Raw genomic sequence first — 16,176 nt, forward strand, 5'->3', positions numbered from 1 at the left:
GGTTACCCCTTGGATTGCGCCGCGGCGGTCGTCAATGCCTTGTCGGCGGCCGCCTTCTGGGCGTCGGTGGGGCGCTTCAGGCCGATGCGCATCGTGAAGTTGGCGACGCGTCGCTGGTCACGCTGGCTCAAGTTGACGTTCGCCGAAGTGATTTCGACCAGTTCCGGCTTCACCAGCCAGGGGCTGTTGTTGCCCAGGTTGCGCAGCAGTTCGGACACCCGCTCGTTCGACTGCGCCATGCCTTGCAGCGTGACGGTCTGGTTGTCCTGCTTCATGCTGGTCAGGTAGACGCCGTCGGGCAGCTGGCGCACCAGTTCGTTGAAAAGGTGCACCGGAAGATTCCGGTCGCCCTGAAGGTCTTCGACCGCCTGCTGACGTGCGCGCAGGGCTGCGATTTCTTCCTGCAAGGTCGAGATCTCCTTGATCTCGACTTCAAGCTTCTTGATCTCCGCCTGGAGAAAGCTGTTCTTCGATTGCTGAGCGGAAATCTGGGCTTCGTACCAGAGGTATCCCAGCGCGGAAATGAGTACACCCAGGAGAGCCGCGGCGCCCAAGGTTCCGTAGAACGCCTCGCGACGCCGCTTTCGAGCGGCTTCACGGTGCGGGAGCAGATTGATCAGGATCACTGCAGAAATCTCCGCATGGCCAGCCCGCACGAGGTGAGGTATGAAGGTGCTTCGCGCCGCACCTTCTTCTCCCGGATGTTCGGACCGAAGTCCATGCCGTCGAAGGGATTCACCAGGGAACAGGCAAACGAGGTCTGGCGCGTCACCGCATTGGTCAGCCCGGGCAGCGAAGAGGAGCCGCCCGCAAGCAACACATAGTCCACGCGGTTGTGCGGCGTGCTTGTGAAGAAGAACTGCAGCGCACGCGCGATTTCCTGCGCGATGCTTTCCACGAATGGCTTGAGCACTCCGGAGCCGTAGTCGTCAGGCAGGTCGCCGCTGCGCTTCTTGGCCTCGGCTTCTTCCGCGGAAAACCCGTACTGCCGAACGATCAGCTGGGTCAATTGGGCACCGCCGAATGCCTGGTCGCGGTCATACAGCACTTCCTGGTTGCGCAGCACCTGCATGCTGGTGGTGAAAGCGCCCACTTCGAAAAGCGCGACGACGGCATCGACACCCTTGCCGGGCAATTGCTCGATCAGCCGTGCGGTCGCAAGACGCGATGCATAAGACTCGACGTCCAGGATCATCGCCTTCAGCCCCGCCGCTTCGGCCAGGCCTTCGCGATCCTGGACCTTCTCCTTGCGGGAGGCGGCAATCAGCACCTCCACGTCGCCGGCCGAAGTCGCACTCGGACCCGTCACGCAGAAATCGAGGCTCACTTCATCCAGAGAGAACGGGATGTATTGATTGGCTTCCGACTCGACCTGAATCTCGAGCTCCTGCTCGCTCATGCCGCCCGGAAGAATGATCTTCTTGGTGATCACCGCCGAAGGAGGCAAGGCGAGCGCGACGTTGCGCGTGCGCGTGCCGCTCTTGCGGACGACGCGGCGCACGGCTTCGGCCACTTCGTCGAATTTCTCGACGTTGCCGTCGGTGATCCAGCCACGCTCGAGGGGCTCGATGGCACAGCGTTCCAGAACCAGCTTGCCGCTGGCCTCACGGCCGAGCTCGACCAGCTTGACGCTGGACGAACTGACGTCCAACCCCAGCAAGGGAGCGTTCTGACGACGAAACAATGATCCAAGAGAAGCCAAGTGAGGTCCCTTTTCCCCTGTATTTGTAACCAATGGAAAAATTTGCGTTCGGTTGCATGCTAGCAGCAGGCGTAGCGGCAACCAAGCGACGCCAGGGGCCAAAGCTCCCGAGCGTTGTCAAAACCTGACGGCAAAGCCGCATTCTGTAACTTTTGAATTAGCGCGTCGCGAGGGTAACAAAGATCGGATGGTTCGAATGGGACGGCTTTTTATAATGATGGGTGACTCCTCGGCCCTACATGCAAGAAAAAACTTCAAGCCCCAAAGGGCCAGCCAAGACCCCTCCCCCCAAACGCCCAGCCTGGCTGAGATGGCTGCTGCGCCTGTTTTTCTGGGGGTTCGGCATTGCCGCGGCCGGCGTGCTCTCGGTCCTTTGCGTGGTGGCGGTGGCCCTGGCGGTCGCCTATCCCAATCTGCCGGATATCAGCGAGCTGTCGGACTATCGGCCCAAGCTGCCGCTGAGGGTGTTCTCGGCAGAAGGCACGCTGATCGGGGAATTCGGGGAGGAGCGCCGCAACCTGACGCCCATCTCGGCCATTCCCAAGGTCGTGAAAGACGCCGTGCTGGCCGCCGAAGACTCGCGCTTCTATGACCACGGCGGCGTCGACTACAAGGGCATGGTCCGCGCCGGCCTGGCCAACCTGAACCGGGTGAAGAGCCAGGGCGCCTCGACCATCACCATGCAGGTCGCGCGTAATGTCTACCTGAGTTCCGAGAAAACGCTGACCCGCAAGGTCTACGAAGTGCTCCTGACCTTCAAGCTGGAACACTTGCTGACCAAGGACCAGATCTTCGAGATCTACCTGAACCAGATCTACCTCGGCAACCGCGCCTACGGCTTTGCCGCCGCCTCCGAGGCGTATTTCGGCAAGCCCCTGCAGGAACTCACGATCGCCCAGGCCGCCATGCTGGCCGGCCTGCCGAAGGCGCCGGGCGCGAACAACCCTGTCAACAACCCGCAGCGCGCGCGCGGCCGGCAGTTCTACGTGATAGACCGCATGCAGGAAGCCGGCTTCATCACCGCCGAACAGGCTGCAGAAGCCAAGAAAGAAGAACTGCATCTGCGCGATGCCGCCGACCCGAACCGCCTGCATGCCGAATACGTGGCCGAGACGGTGCGCCAGCTGATGTACGCGCAATACGGCGACAGCACCTACACGCGCGGCCTGAAGGTCTACACCTCGCTGGTGGCGGCCGACCAGGCAGCCGCCTACAAGGCGCTGCGCAAGGGCATCATGGACTACGAGCGCCGCCAGATCTATCGCGGCCCCGAGAAGTTCGTCGATCTGCCCGCCGACGCCAAGGACCTCGACGAAGCGGTGGACGACGCGCTCAGCGACCATCCCGACAACGGCGACGTGATGGCCGCCGTGGTGCTCAAGGCCACGCCCAAGCAGATCGACGCGGTGCGCGCCAACGGCGACGCTGTGCAGATCACCGGCGAAGGCCTCAAGCCCGCGCAGTCCGGCCTCTCGGACAAGGCGCCGCCCAACATCAAGATCCGCCGCGGCGCGGTGATCCGCGTGGTGAAGACGCCCAAGAACACCTGGGAAATCACCCAGTTGCCCGAAGTGGAAGGCGCCTTCGTCGCCATGGATCCGCGCGACGGCGCCATCAAGGCGCTGGTCGGCGGCTTCGATTTCGGCAAGAACAAGTTCAACCACGTCACCCAGGCCTGGCGGCAGCCGGGTTCGAGCTTCAAGCCGTTCATCTATTCGGCGGCGCTCGAGAAGGGCTTCACCCCCGCAACCGTCATCAACGACGGCCCGCTCTTCTTCGACGCTGGCACCACCGGCGGCCAGCCATGGGAGCCCAAGAACTACGGCGGCGGCTACGACGGCCCGATGTCGATGCGCACCGCGCTCATGAAGTCGAAGAACCTCGTGTCGATCCGCATCCTGCAGTCCATCGGCACGCGCTACGCCCAGGAGTGGATCACCAACTTCGGCTTCGACAAGGATAAGCACCCCGCCTACCTGCCCATGGCACTGGGCGCGGGCTCGGTCACGCCGATGCAGATGGCGGTGGGCTACTCGGTGTTCGCCAACGGCGGCTATCGCGTCAACCCCTACCTCGTGACCCGCATCACCGACCACAAGGACAAGGTGCTGGTCGACAAGCAGCCGCCGCTGCTCAACGAGTCGCTGCGCGCCATTCCCCAGCGCAACGCCTTCATCATGGACACGCTGCTGCAGTCGGTGGCGCGCGCCGGCACTGCCGCCAAGGCGCAGGCCATGCTCAAGCGGCCCGACCTCTACGGCAAGACCGGCACCACCAACGACTCGCTCGACGCCTGGTTCGCGGGCTTCCAGCCCACCATGACGGCCATCTCGTGGATCGGCTACGACACGCCGCGCAACCTGGGCGACCGCGAGACTGGTGGCGGCCTGAGCCTGCCGATCTGGATCAACTACATGGAAACGGCCATCAAGGGCGTGCCGGTGACCGACATCGCGACCGCACCGCCCGCCGGCATCGTGAACGTGGGCGGCGAGTGGTACTACGACGACTACGCGCCCGGCCGCGGCGTAGCGACCCTGGGCGTGGAAGCCACGCCCGCTGCGCCGGTGGAGTCCCTGACCGGCGCACCTGTGAGCCCGCCGGCCCCGCCCGAGGAACGCAGCCGCATCCTCGATCTCTTCAGGAACTGACGCAGCAGGTCAGGCAGCCGCGAATTCCAGCGGCTGTCCGGCCTGAAGGGTCGCTTCGCGCGAGAGATTGCCGAAGAGCTCTTCGCCGGTCTTGGTGTCGACCCAGGCCTTGCCGTCGTGCCGGTAGTGATAGCCGCCCGAACGCGCGGCCAACCAGATTTCCTGCAGGGGCTTCTGCAGATTCACGATCAACTGGCTACCGTTCTGGAATGAAATCGTGATCATCCCGCCAACCCTCTGGTTGTCGATGTCGGCATCGGTCGCGTCATTGATGCGATCGCAGCTCTCCTCGATGGCGGCGAGCGCGGCTTCGGCGCGGTCCATGTACTCAATGTCGGTCATTACAATTTCGCTATGTTGAACGTTCGCCAAATTCTAGTGAGCACCCGCGTCCGCGCTGCGCTCATGGTCTGCCTCGCCGCAGCCACCACCGGTCTGGCCGCTTGCGGCCAGAAGGGAGCCCTGTACCTCCCGACCGATCCCGCGGCCGTCCAACGGGCCACGTTGCCCCAGTTGCTGACTCCGGGCGGATCGGGTTCTTCGTCGAGCACAACCACCGCTCCCGCGCCGGCCACCCCGGCCAGCGGAACCACCACCGACAGCAACGACAGCACCGGAACCCGCAAATGACCGGCAGCGTCTCGTCCCCCCTGCCCGGCCAACCCCACATCGCTGAGCGCGACGGCGCACTGCACGTCGAAGGCGTCGCGCTCGACGCGCTGGCCCGCGAGCACGGCACCCCCCTCTTCGTCTACTCGAAGCAATGGATGCTCGACGCCCTGGCCGCCTACCAGCGCGGCTTCGAGGGTCGCGATGCGCTCATCTGCTACGCCATGAAGGCCAACTCGTCACTCGGCGTGCTGCGCGTGTTCGCCGAGGCAGGCTGCGGGTTCGACATCGTCTCGGGTGGCGAGCTGTCGCGCGTGCTGGCGGTCGGCTCCGATCCGAAGAAGATCATCTTCTCGGGCGTCGGCAAGACGCGCGCCGAGATGCGCCAGGCCCTCGCGGCCGGCATCGCCTGCTTCAACGTCGAGAGCGAGGCCGAGCTCGACGTGCTCAGCGAAGTGGCTGCCGCCGAAGGCAAGCGCGCGCCGATCAGCATCCGCATCAATCCGAACGTCGATCCGAAGACGCACCCGTACATTTCCACCGGCCTCAAGGGCAACAAGTTCGGCATCGCGCATGACCGCGCGGTCGAGGCTTACCGCCACGCCGCGAGGCTGCCGGGCCTCGAGGTGGTCGGCATCGACTGCCACATCGGTTCGCAGATCACCGAAGCCTCACCCTACCTCGACGCCTGCGACCGCGTGCTGGACCTCGTCGAAGCCATCGAGGCGGCCGGCGTGCCGATCCATCACCTGGACTTCGGCGGCGGCCTGGGCATCGACTACAACGGCGAAGTGCCGCCCAAGGCCGATGCGCTCTGGCAGCAGTTGCTCGCCAAGCTGGACGCCCGCGGCTTCGGCCGGCGCAAGCTGGTCATCGAACCCGGCCGCTCGCTGGTCGGCAACGCGGGCGTGTGCGTGACCGAGGTGCTCTACACCAAGCCCGGTGAAGACAAGAACTTCTGCATCATCGACGCGGCCATGAACGACCTGCCGCGGCCCGCGATGTACCAGGCATTCCAGCGCATCGTGCCGGTGCGCACCCGCGCCGGCGACGCACCGGTCTACGACGTGGTCGGCCCGGTCTGCGAAAGCGGCGACTGGATCGGCCGCGACCGCGCGCTCAACGTGGTGGCAGGAGACCTGCTCGCCGTGCTGTCGGCCGGCGCGTATTGCATGAGCATGTCCAGCAACTACAACACGCGCGGCCGTGCCGCAGAAGTGCTGGTGAGCGGCGCGACCGCAAAGCTGATCCGCCGTCGCGAGACGATGGAAGACCAGCTGCGCGCCGAGATCGACGGCTGATCTTTCCTCGCCCGGCGGTCAGCCGGTGCGCAGCGGCTTGTTGCCGCCGCGCGCCGCGCCCGCCCCTGCGGCTGCGGCACTTGCCTTCCGCTTGCTCGCGAAGTCCCACACGCGCCATGCAAGCAGCACCCCGATGATCGCCACGTAGACAAACACTTCGGCGAAGTTGTTCTTGCCCGCGCGCATCCAGAAGAAGTGCAGCAGGCCGAGCCCCGCGATCACATACACCAGCTTGTGCAGCATCTGCCAGCGCTTCGCACCCATCGCCTTGATCGCGCGGTTGAACGAGGTGGCGGCCAGCGGCGTCAACAGCACGAAGGCGGTGAATCCCACCAGGATGAACGGCCGCTTCGCGATGTCCTTGACGATGTCGCCCCACTCGAAGCCCATGTCGAACCAGCTGTAGCACAGCAGGTGCAGCACCACGTAGAAGTACGCGAACAGGCCCAGCATGCGGCGATAGCGCGCGAGCGCATTCCACTTGCTCATCACGCGCAGCGGCGTCACGGCCAGCACGATGCAGATGAAGCGCAGCGTCCAGTCGCCCGTGGCGCGGATCAGGAACTCGGCCGGGTTGGCGCCGAGCCCGTCGGTGAATGCACCATAGGCCAGCCGCGCGAACGGCAGCAGGCACAGCAGGAAGATGACCGGCTTGGTGGCCGGATGCATGAGCAGCTTGTTCATGTGGCAACGGCCGGACGACGAAGCAGGCTCAGTAGTTCTTCTTCAGGTCCATGCCCGCATAGAGCTGGCCGACCTGGGCTTCGTAGCCGTTGAACATCTCGGTCTTGCGCCGCTTGGCGAACAGGCCGCCGCCGTCGCCGATGCGGCGCTCGGTGGCCTGGCTCCAGCGTGGGTGGTCGACGTTCGGATTCACGTTCGAATAGAAGCCGTATTCGTTGGCCGCCGCCTTGTTCCAGGCCGTGCTCGGCTCCTTTTCGACGAAGCGGATCTTGACGATCGACTTGGCCGACTTGAAACCGTATTTCCAGGGCACCACCAGCCGCACCGGTGCGCCGTTCTGATTGGGCAGCACCTCGCCGTACATGCCGAAGGCCAGCAGCGTGAGCGGATGCATCGCCTCGTCCATGCGCAGGCCTTCGGTGTAGGGCCAGTCGAGCACACGCGAGCCGACGAAGGGCATGGTCTTGGGGTCGGCCAGTGTCACGAACTCGACGAACTTGGCATTGCCCTGCGGTTCAACCTTCTTGATCAGCTCGGCCAGCGAGTAGCCGACCCACGGAATCACCATCGACCAGCCTTCGACGCAACGCAGGCGGTAGATGCGCTCTTCCTGCGCGCTGAGCTTGAGCAGGTCTTCGATGCCGTACTTGCCCGGCTTCTTGACCAGGCCCTCGACCTCCACCGTCCAAGGCCGGGTCTTGAGCGTGCCGGCATTCTTGGCCGGGTCGGCCTTGTCGGTGCCGAACTCGTAGAAGTTGTTGTAGGTGGAGGCGTCCTTGTAGTCGGTGAGCTTGTCCATGGACATGGCACCCGGCACGGCCGATTTGGCGCCCGGCAGCGCCGCGAGCTTGCCCGGACCCGCCGTCTGGGCCCATGCCTCGCGCGCAGCGAAGCTCGCCAGAGCCGCGCCCGCAGCGCCGCCGGCCATGAGTTTCAGCATGTCGCGCCGGCTCTCGTATGCAGCGCGCGGCGTGATATCACTCGGCACCGGGTGGATGAAGCCGTTGTCGTCGCTGCTGTGGCGGCGAAGCGGACGGGAATGAAACGACATGGCAAGCCTTTCGCTGGAATCGTTGTGCTCAGGGTAGTTCGTGACCAGCCCCGATTTGGTTACGCGCCGGCACGGCGCGCGGTTTCAATTCTTCGCGAAAGACTGCGGGCTTGCGCCTACAGCGTTCCGTAGCTGTGCAGGCCGCTCAGGAACATGTTGACGCCGAGGAAGGCGAAGGTCGTGACTGCCAGGCCGCCCAGCGCCCACCATGCCGCCACCGTGCCGCGCAGCCCCTTCACGAGCCGCATGTGCAGCCAAGCCGCGTAGTTGAGCCAGACGATCAGCGCCCAGGTTTCCTTCGGGTCCCAGCTCCAGTAGCCGCCCCAGGCGTCGGCGGCCCAAAGGGCACCGAGCACGGTGGCGATGGTGAAGAAGGCGAAGCCGACCGTGATCGACTTGTACATGACGTCGTCGAGCACCTCGTTGGCAGGCAGCCGCGCCGCGATGCGCTTGCGCCCCAGCAGGATGCCAGCGGCAATCAGCGCCGAGATGCCCGCATAGACCACCCAGTAGCTGCCGCCCGCTTCCTGCACGCGCTGGCGGAAGGCCACGGGCACGAAGCACAGCGCCACGCCCAGCAGCCAGATCGGCGTGAGCTTGTACCAGCGCTTCTCGTCGGCCTGTTCCTTGATCAGATACGCGAAGGCCACCATGGCCGCCAGCGAGAAGGTACCGTAGCCGATGAAGTTGGCCGGCACGTGCAGCTTCATCCACCAACTCTGCAATGCGGGTACCAGCGGCTGGATTTCGTGCGCCTCGCGCACGATGGTGTACCAGAGCAGGAAGCCGACCGCCGCGCTGACGACCAGCATCACGAAGGCGCCGAGCGCACGCGTGTTGTAGCGCTCTTCGAAGTACAGATAGAACGCCGCGGTGAGCCAGCAGAACAGCACGAACACCTCGTACAGGTTGCTCACCGGGATGTGTCCGATGTCCGGGCCGAGCTGGTGGCTCTCGTACCAGCGCACCATGGTGCCGATCAGCGCCATCGTCACGGCGGCCCAGGCGAGGCGCGAGCCGATCATGTCGAAGGTGTCGGACTGCTTGCCGCCGAAGAAGCCGAGCCAGTAGAACAGCGTGCTCATGAAGAACAGCACGCTCATCCACAGGATGGCCGACTGGCTCGACAGGAAGTATTTGAGCCAGAACACCGTGTCGGCGCGCGCGAGGTCGCCCTGGTACGAGCTGATGGCCAGCAGCGATGCGGCGGCCACCACGATGGCCAGCACGCGCAGCGGCCGCCAGAACCAGCCGATGGCGATCATCGCGATCACAGCGGCGGCGAGGATCGGCTTCTCGTAGTAGTCCATCGACCCCGCATAGCGCGTGAACGCGAACAGGCCGCCCGCCAGCACCAGCGCCGCGAACACCCAATCGAACAGGTTGCGGCGCGAGAGCCAGCTTTCATTGAGCGTGAGGGTCGTGGTGTTCATGTTGTCTCGGGTTCCGTCTTTTTCAGGGCGAGCAGCTTGTGCTTGAGGTGCTCGAATTCGCGGTCGCTGTCCATGGTCTTGCGATTGACCGAGAACGCCATCGTGGCGGTCGTGGCGCCGTCGGCCGCGCTGCCATCGGGCGTCAGCCACACCCAGAGGCGCCGTTCGCGCACGTACAGCATGGCAAAAATCCCGATGATCAGCAACAGGCAGCCCAGATAGACGACGTTCTTGCCAGGGGCGCGCGCCACCTGGAACACGCTGGCCTGCACCTGGGTGAAGTCGGTCATCATCATCGCGACCGGGGCCGGGTAGAAGTGCGCGTCGCTGATGGCCAGCACGGCCTGCGTGAGGTAGGCCTGCGACTTCTCGTCGTTCGGCAGCACGGCCAGGCCAGCGCCCTCGCGGCTCAGGTTGAGCACCTCGAACAGCACGTCGTTGAGGATGCGCACCAGCACGCCACCCGCGCGCTCGCGCTCGGCCTCGGGCACGTTGACTTCCATGAACTCCGCGATCGCCTGCCAGCCGCCCACGGTGGTGGCGTCCGGCCTGGCGCGCTCGCTGCCCGAGAACAGCGCCAGCGCGCGGGTGGCCGACACCCGCAGCTGCTCGGCCATTTCGGGGCGCTTCGGGTCGGTGGCCTTGGCGATGTAGCGCTCGATGGCGCGCGCGCGGATGTCGGGGTCGGCGAGCGCGGCGCGCATGCGCACGAACCCGTCCATGGAGCCCTGCTCGTCGGCCGGCACGCGCAGGTAGCGGAACGGGTCTTCGGGCTTCTCGCGCATGCCGAGCAGGAACACCGGCTGGCCATCGCCGGTGTCGACCGGCACCATGTAGTTCTGGTACTCGCGTGCCTGCCCGGCGGCGTCGCGCAGCTTGTAGCCGATGCTCGGGCCGATGTTGCGCAGCACCTTCGGCTTGTTGACCTTGTTGGCCGCGCCCAGGCGCGACTCGATGTCGTGGCGCAGGTCGACCTTGCGCACGTCGGCGCCGCTGCTCATGGCGCCGGCGTCGGCGAAGTTCTCGACGTTGATCACGCGCAGCGCGGCGTATTCGAGCGTGAGCTTGTCCTTGCCGTTGGTGATTTCGGTGCTCGGGCCGCCGATGATGCCCTCGACCTCGAAAGGCTTGGCCGCGGCCGCCATCGGCACCGCCTTGAGCTTCACCTTGGAGCCGCCGTCGTCGAAGCTCGACTGGTAGATCTCCACGCCCTTGTAGCTGGCCGGGTGGTTGACCTCGATGCGCGCGGGCACCTGCTCGCCGGTTTCGCGGTCGTGCAGCACCACTTCGCTGGCAAACAGCTTGGGCATGCCGGTCGAGTAGTAGTCGACGATGAACTTCTTCAGTTCGATGGAGAACGGCAGCTCCTGCAGCAGCACGCCGTCGGCCTGGTTGAGGATGGCCACGCTGCCCTGCCCGCCCTCGGGCACGAGGATGTTGCCGCGGAAGGTCGGGTTGCTGGCCGACAGGCGGTGCTCGGGCGCCACGTCGGCGATCATGCCGCCACCGGTGAACACGCTCTTGCCGTTGAACCAGGTCTGCGCGCGCACGATGAGGTCGCCGTCCAGCAGGCCGCCGATGCACACCAGCACGATCGCGCTGTGGGCCGCGATGTAGCCCAGCTTGTGGGCACCGCCGGCACGCGCCGCGACCATCCAGCCCGCGCCGGTCGGGCGGCTGCCATTGGTGGCCTCGCGCTGCTGCAGCTTGACCTTCCAGCCGCCGCTCACCAGCAGTTGCCCGATGCGATTGGCAGCGGCCTCCGGCGTTTCGCCCAGGCGGTTCTCGGCGCGCTGGCCGAAGGCCTTCAGGCTCTGCGCACGGATGTCTTCCTTGAAGGTCTTGAGGTCGACCAGGATGCGCGGCGTGTTGCGCGCGACGCACAGCGAAGTGCTGATCACCAGGAACAGCAGGATCAGCATGAACCACCAGGCGCTGTAGACCGTGTCGAGCCGCGCCGCGCGGAACAGCTCGGCCCAGAAGGGCCCGAACTGGTTGATGTAGTTGTTGATCGGCTCGTGCTGCTTGAGCACGGTGCCGATGATCGACGCGATGCAGATGACGGTGAGCAGCGCGATCGCGAAGCGCATCGACGACAGCAGCTCCACCGCCGCGCGAAGCATTTGCGGGCCGCGATGAACGCGAAGGCCATGGGTGGAGACGGACATCGGGGCGAAAGGTAAGGGAAGACGGGAGAAAAGCAAAAGGGCGGGCCATCCTTCTGGATCGGCCCGCCCTTTGTTTGGGGTTGTTGTCGGCGGTTAGTTCACGCTCTGGAGCGCGTCGTCATCAGCGCAGGCCGGCAATGTAGTCGGCCACGGCGGCGATTTCGCGGTCGTTGAGCTTGGCGGCGACACCGGTCATGGGGCCGCTGTTGGTGCGAACGGGGGTGCCGTCGCCGCGGAAGGCCTTGAGCTGGGCCATGGTGTAGTCGGCGTTCTGGCCGCCCAGGCGCGGGTATTGGGCGGGCAGGCCGGCGCCGTTGGGGCTGTGGCAGCCGGCGCAGGCGGGAATGGAGCGCTCGCCGATGCCGCCGCGGTAGATCTTCTCGCCCAGGGCAACGGTGTCCTTGCTCTTCGAGAAGCCGGTCTTGATCTTCTTGGAGGCCACGAACCAGGCGATGTCGCGCATGTCCTGGTCGCTGAGGTTGGCCGCCATGGGGCTCATGACGCTGTTCTTGCGCTTGCCGGACTTGAAGTCCTGCAGCTGCTTGAGGATGTATTCGGGGTGTTGTTGCGCCAGCTTGGGGTTGGCGGCGATGGTCGAGTTGCCGTCGGCGTTGTGGCACGAAGCACAGCTCTGGACCGTGGGCGTGCTCGCGCTGAACAGCGTGTCCCCCTTGGCGGGGTCCGGCTTGGCCGGTTTGGCCGGCGCCGCAACCGGAGCAGCCGCGGCGTGTTCATCGGCTGCAAAACTCACGCTGGATGCGATGCCCACGAGGGCTGCAAGCAGAATATTGGCAAACAACTTCATATCGGGGGCTTCGAATTTATTGGCGCAAAACCTCACGATTCTACAATGTGGGTCTAGTTTCGAAAGTCCGTAGATGCCCTCCCCGCGCGCCAAGCCCGCTGCCTATCCTCCCCGCGCGGCGCCCGCCGCGGACCCCCAGGTCGCCGAACGAGAGCGCGTTGCGCTCGGCTGGCTGCACACCGCCCACTTCCTCACCAGCGCTCCGCAGCTGGAGCACCTCCCCCCTGTAGACCTGCCCGAGATCGCCTTCGTCGGCCGCTCCAACGCGGGCAAGTCGACCGCCATCAACACTCTGACGCAGCAGACGCGCCTGGCCTTCGCCTCCAAGACGCCGGGCCGCACGCAGCACATCAACCTGTTCGGCATCGGCAAGCAGAAGGTCGACGACGCGGTGCTGGCCGACCTGCCCGGCTACGGCTATGCGGCCGTGCCGCGCGAGGCCAAGCTGCGCTGGCAGCGCGTCATGGGCAACTACCTGATGACGCGCGAGAGCCTGCGCGGCGTGGTGCTGATGTGCGATCCGCGCCACGGCCTGACCGAACTCGACGAGATCCTGCTCGACGTGATCCGCCCGCGCGTGGAGCAGGGCCTGAAGTTCCTGGTGCTGCTGACCAAGTCCGACAAGCTCACGCGCAGCGAAGCCGCCAAGGTGCTGTCGATTACGCGACTGAACGCCGGCGGCGGCGAGGTGAAACTGTTCTCCGCGCTGAAGAAGCAGGGCGTCGGCGAGGCCGCCGAGCTGCTGTGGCGCTGGGTGCACCCGGAAGGCGGCGAGGCGCCGCCGGAGCCCCCCGCGCCATCGCCGGAGGCCTGACCCGGAAACAGGCTGCACCGGGCGTCCCGTCTGCGTAGTTCACTATCAAAAAAATAGCGACAGTCAACCCAAGGAGACAAGAAGCATGATCGAGACATTCCAACGCAGCCTGCCCAACGGCACCAGCCTGAGCTGCCGCGCCACCGGCGAGCCGGGCCGGCCGCTGATGGTGTTCCTGCACGGCTTTCCGGAGGCCGCGTTCATCTGGGACGAACTGCTCGAATACTTCGCGGACCCCGCCCACGGCGGCTACCGCTGCGTGGCGCCCAACCTGCGCGGCTTCGAGAAGTCGAGCGCGCCGACCGATGTGGCGGCCTACAAGCCCCACCTTCTGATCCAGGACATCCAGCAGCTCGTCGCCACCGAGAGCGCCGACGGCACCATGGCCGCGCTGGTGGCCCACGACTGGGGCGGCGCCTTCGGCTGGGGCTACGCCAACGCCTTCCCGCAGCAGGTCGGCAAGCTGGTCATCATCAATTCGCCGCACCCGGGCACCTTCACCCGCGAACTGCGCAACAGCGCGGCGCAGCAGCAAGCCAGCGCCTACATGAACTTCCTCGCGCGCCCCGATGCCGAGGCACTGCTCGCGGCCGACGACTTCAAGCGCATGTGGCCCTTCTTCACGCTGATGAAGGCCGGCCCCGACGGCTTCGGCTGGCTCACCGAAGAGGTGAAGCAGAAGTACCGCGAAGTCTGGGGCGCGGGCCTCACGGGCGCCTGCAATCTCTACCGCGTGACCCCGATGAAGCCGCCGCTGCCGGGCCAGACCATCGACGGCATTCCGGTGCTGCCGCGCGAACGGCTCACGGTGGATGTGCCGACCTTCGTGTTCTGGGCGCTCGACGATGCGGCGTTGCTGCCCGGCCTGCTCGAGGGGCTGGAGGACTATGTGCCGAAGCTCGAGATCAAGAAAGTGCCGAACGCGACCCACTGGATCGTGCACGAGCAACCGCAACTGGTCGCCCGCGAGATCGAAGGCTTCCTGAAGCGTGCTCAGTAAATAGGCGGCTCGCCCTCCGGGCGGGTCTTGAAGCGGCGGTGCACCCAGTAGTACTGGGAAGGCATCGTGTCGATGTAGCCCTGCAGGCGCTCGTTCATGAGCGCCGTGTCGGCCTCGACGTCGTCGGTCGGAAAGTTCTGCCAGGTCGGCAGCACCTGTATTTCGTAGCCGTCCCGCGTGAGCTTCGACACCACCGGCACCACCTTGGCCTTGCCCAGCCGCGCAAAGCGCGACAGCGAAGGCACGGTGGCAGCCTGCACGCCGTAGAACGGCACGAAGATGGTCTGGTCGCGGCCGAAGTCCATGTCGGGCAGCAGGTACAGCAGGCCGCCCTTGCGCAGGCCCTGCAGCACGGGCTTGATGCCGTCCACCCGGTTGAGCGCCGCCACGTCGCCGAAGCGCGTGCGGCCTTCGCGGATCCAGGCATCGACCATCGGGTCGCGCTGGGTCGTGTAGATGGTGGCCGAGGGGCGCGCCGTGTGCATGGTCAGCGCGGTGGCCGCGGCATCGAGGCCGTAGAAGTGCGGCGCGAACAGGATCATCGGCGCGTCGCCCTCGGCGATCTCGCGGATCTCCGAAGCCGCGCCGACCACCTTGAGCCGGCTCGCCACCACCTTCTCGGGGGCATGCCAGAGCCAGCCGCGGTCGAGCCACGACTGCGCCACGAAGACGAAGGTCTCGCGCGCGATGGCGCGGCGCTCGGCCTCCGACTTCTCGGGGAAGCAGACCGCGAGGTTGGTGTCGACCACGCGCCGCCGCGGCACGGCGACGGTGTGCAGGATGCGTCCGAGGAACGCGCCGAAGCCGCGCACCAGCGGCAGGGGCAGCGGCGCGATCGCGCGCATGAAGCCGATGCCGAGCCGGGAACCGAAGCTCATGCGGCCTCCCCGGTGGCGGCGGCCACGCGCTCGGCGCGCGGCTCCTTGTAGCGGGCGTAGTCCCACACGTACTGGCCGGGCAGGCTGTGGATCAGCCGGCCGATGCCGTCGTTCATGGCCGCGGCGGCCTCCTCGATGGAGGCGGAGGGGTCGGTCAGCGCGGTGCCGACGATCGGCTCGAAGCGGATCACGTAGCCGGCGCCCTTGGGCAGGCGCTCGCAGACGCTGAGGAAACAGGCCGCGCCGGTCTGTTGCGCGAGGCGGGGAAGCAAGGTCATGGTGTAGGCGGGGCGGCCCAGGAACGGCGCCCAGACGCCTTGTCCCAGCGGCGGCACCTGGTCGGGCAGGATACCGGTGTAGCCGCCGCCGCGCAGGGTGCGGATCAGGCCGCGCACGCCGCTGTTGTTGGTAGGAAGCGTCTGCAGGCCGGGCCGGTCGCGCGAGCCTGCGGCGATCAGGTCGGCCATCCATTTCTTGCGCGCCGGACGGAACAGCGCCGTGATGGGCCCGTAGGCCGCCAGGAAGCGCTCGCCGATGGCCTGGCCGCACATTTCCCAGCTGCCGAGGTGCGGCGCGACGAGGATCACGCCTTTCTTGGCCTGCATGGCGGCTTCGAAGGCTTCCACGCCTTCCCAGCGCACCACGCGGTCCAGCACGGTCTGGCCATGCGGGCGCAGCCAGAGCCAGGGCAGCTCGGAGGCCATCTTGCCGGCGGCGGCGATGGCGGGGCGGTATTGGCCGGGGGCGAAACCCGCGCTCTCGGCATTGGCCTTGAAGCGGCGGCGGTAGCCCGGCGCGCACCACCAGACCAGCCAGCCCAGCATGGCGCCGAGGCGATGCATCAACGGCATCGGCAAGCGGGCAAGCAGGCGAAACAGGGTGATCATTGAAAACGGGAGGGGGTCAAAAAACGGACGCGCGCGCATGGTAGGCGCGGCTCGAATAGAATCCAAATTGTCGCCGAGTTACGGAACAACTTGCAGGGCGACAAACACAAGCGCGAAGGCGATTGTGCCCCGCCGGTCCGCCGGCATCTGCTAAAGCGTTCGCCAGGGCTCCGCAGAGTTGGCAACGCGCCAA

General features: G+C 66.1%; 15 protein-coding genes. 5 read left to right on the top strand and 10 right to left on the bottom strand.

The genetic code is table 11. From position 1 onward, the window contains the following. Positions 1 to 2 precede the first annotated feature (2 nt). Both ACWV14_RS26270 and ACWV14_RS26275 read right to left on the bottom strand, forming a co-directional pair. Positions 3 to 626: a PilN domain-containing protein gene (locus tag ACWV14_RS26270; protein WP_454904468.1), complete on the bottom strand. Its 624-nt coding sequence runs from the start codon at positions 624 to 626 to the stop codon at positions 3 to 5. Continuing rightward, complete coding sequence (locus ACWV14_RS26275; RefSeq protein ID WP_081266475.1) at positions 623 to 1,702, bottom strand: pilus assembly protein PilM; 1,080 nt, start codon at positions 1,700 to 1,702, stop codon at positions 623 to 625. The genes ACWV14_RS26270 and ACWV14_RS26275 overlap by 4 nt, the downstream gene beginning before the upstream one ends. Positions 1,703 to 1,941: 239 nt before the next feature. On the opposite strand from ACWV14_RS26275, the gene ACWV14_RS26280 reads away from it, so the two are divergent. Next, positions 1,942 to 4,353 (top strand): penicillin-binding protein 1A, encoded by a 2,412-nt coding sequence (locus tag ACWV14_RS26280; RefSeq protein WP_454904469.1) that lies wholly within the window; start codon positions 1,942 to 1,944, stop codon positions 4,351 to 4,353. A gap of 9 nt (positions 4,354 to 4,362) precedes the next feature. Here ACWV14_RS26280 and cyaY read toward each other — a convergent pair whose 3' ends face one another. Then, positions 4,363 to 4,695: an iron donor protein CyaY gene (gene cyaY / locus ACWV14_RS26285; RefSeq protein ID WP_454904470.1), complete on the bottom strand. Its 333-nt coding sequence runs from the start codon at positions 4,693 to 4,695 to the stop codon at positions 4,363 to 4,365. 63 nt (positions 4,696 to 4,758) lie between these two features. Here cyaY and lptM point away from each other — a divergent pair, with 63 nt between their 5' ends. After that, a complete protein-coding gene (gene lptM, locus ACWV14_RS26290; RefSeq protein ID WP_422089075.1) occupies positions 4,759 to 4,983 on the top strand; it encodes an LPS translocon maturation chaperone LptM in 225 nt (74 codons plus the stop codon). Beyond that, positions 4,980 to 6,263 carry a diaminopimelate decarboxylase gene (lysA, locus tag ACWV14_RS26295; RefSeq protein ID WP_454904471.1) on the top strand — a complete coding sequence of 428 codons (1,284 nt, stop codon included), beginning with the start codon at positions 4,980 to 4,982 and terminating at the stop codon, positions 6,261 to 6,263. Before lptM ends, lysA begins: the two co-directional genes overlap by 4 nt. An 18-nt stretch (positions 6,264 to 6,281) precedes the next feature. Here lysA and ACWV14_RS26300 read toward each other — a convergent pair whose 3' ends face one another. The 5 genes from ACWV14_RS26300 to ACWV14_RS26320 form a co-directional block, all read right to left on the bottom strand. Further along, positions 6,282 to 6,947 carry a sulfite oxidase heme-binding subunit YedZ gene (locus ACWV14_RS26300; protein WP_454904472.1) on the bottom strand — a complete coding sequence of 222 codons (666 nt, stop codon included), beginning with the start codon at positions 6,945 to 6,947 and terminating at the stop codon, positions 6,282 to 6,284. A gap of 28 nt (positions 6,948 to 6,975) precedes the next feature. After that, entirely contained in the window at positions 6,976 to 7,998 is a 1,023-nt protein-coding gene (gene msrP / locus ACWV14_RS26305) for a protein-methionine-sulfoxide reductase catalytic subunit MsrP (RefSeq protein WP_454904473.1), read from the bottom strand. A 116-nt stretch (positions 7,999 to 8,114) separates the two neighbouring features. Continuing rightward, positions 8,115 to 9,431, bottom strand: a complete 1,317-nt coding sequence (gene ccsB / locus ACWV14_RS26310; RefSeq protein ID WP_454904474.1) for a c-type cytochrome biogenesis protein CcsB — start codon at positions 9,429 to 9,431, stop codon at positions 8,115 to 8,117. Continuing rightward, positions 9,428 to 11,599 (bottom strand): cytochrome c biogenesis protein ResB, encoded by a 2,172-nt coding sequence (locus tag ACWV14_RS26315; protein WP_454904475.1) that lies wholly within the window; start codon positions 11,597 to 11,599, stop codon positions 9,428 to 9,430. Before ACWV14_RS26315 ends, ccsB begins: the two co-directional genes overlap by 4 nt. A gap of 121 nt (positions 11,600 to 11,720) precedes the next feature. Next, a complete protein-coding gene (locus ACWV14_RS26320; RefSeq protein ID WP_454904476.1) occupies positions 11,721 to 12,404 on the bottom strand; it encodes a c-type cytochrome in 684 nt (227 codons plus the stop codon). 73 nt (positions 12,405 to 12,477) lie between these two features. On the opposite strand from ACWV14_RS26320, the gene yihA reads away from it, so the two are divergent. Both yihA and ACWV14_RS26330 read left to right on the top strand, forming a co-directional pair. After that, a complete protein-coding gene (gene yihA / locus ACWV14_RS26325) occupies positions 12,478 to 13,218 on the top strand; it encodes a ribosome biogenesis GTP-binding protein YihA/YsxC (RefSeq protein ID WP_454904477.1) in 741 nt (246 codons plus the stop codon). 85 nt (positions 13,219 to 13,303) lie between these two features. Next, the gene (locus ACWV14_RS26330; protein ID WP_454904478.1) at positions 13,304 to 14,218 is read left to right on the top strand and encodes an alpha/beta fold hydrolase; all 915 of its coding nucleotides are present in this window, start codon (positions 13,304 to 13,306) and stop codon (positions 14,216 to 14,218) included. Here ACWV14_RS26330 and ACWV14_RS26335 read toward each other — a convergent pair. Next, entirely contained in the window at positions 14,212 to 15,096 is an 885-nt protein-coding gene (locus ACWV14_RS26335) for an LpxL/LpxP family acyltransferase (protein ID WP_454904479.1), read from the bottom strand. The two genes, ACWV14_RS26330 and ACWV14_RS26335, sit on opposite strands and share 7 nt — an antisense overlap. Beyond that, positions 15,093 to 15,983, bottom strand: a complete 891-nt coding sequence (locus ACWV14_RS26340) for a lysophospholipid acyltransferase family protein (RefSeq protein ID WP_454904480.1) — start codon at positions 15,981 to 15,983, stop codon at positions 15,093 to 15,095. The genes ACWV14_RS26335 and ACWV14_RS26340 overlap by 4 nt, the downstream gene beginning before the upstream one ends. Between the last annotated feature and the right edge of the window lie 193 nt (positions 15,984 to 16,176).

The organism is Variovorax durovernensis (assembly GCF_977011995.1).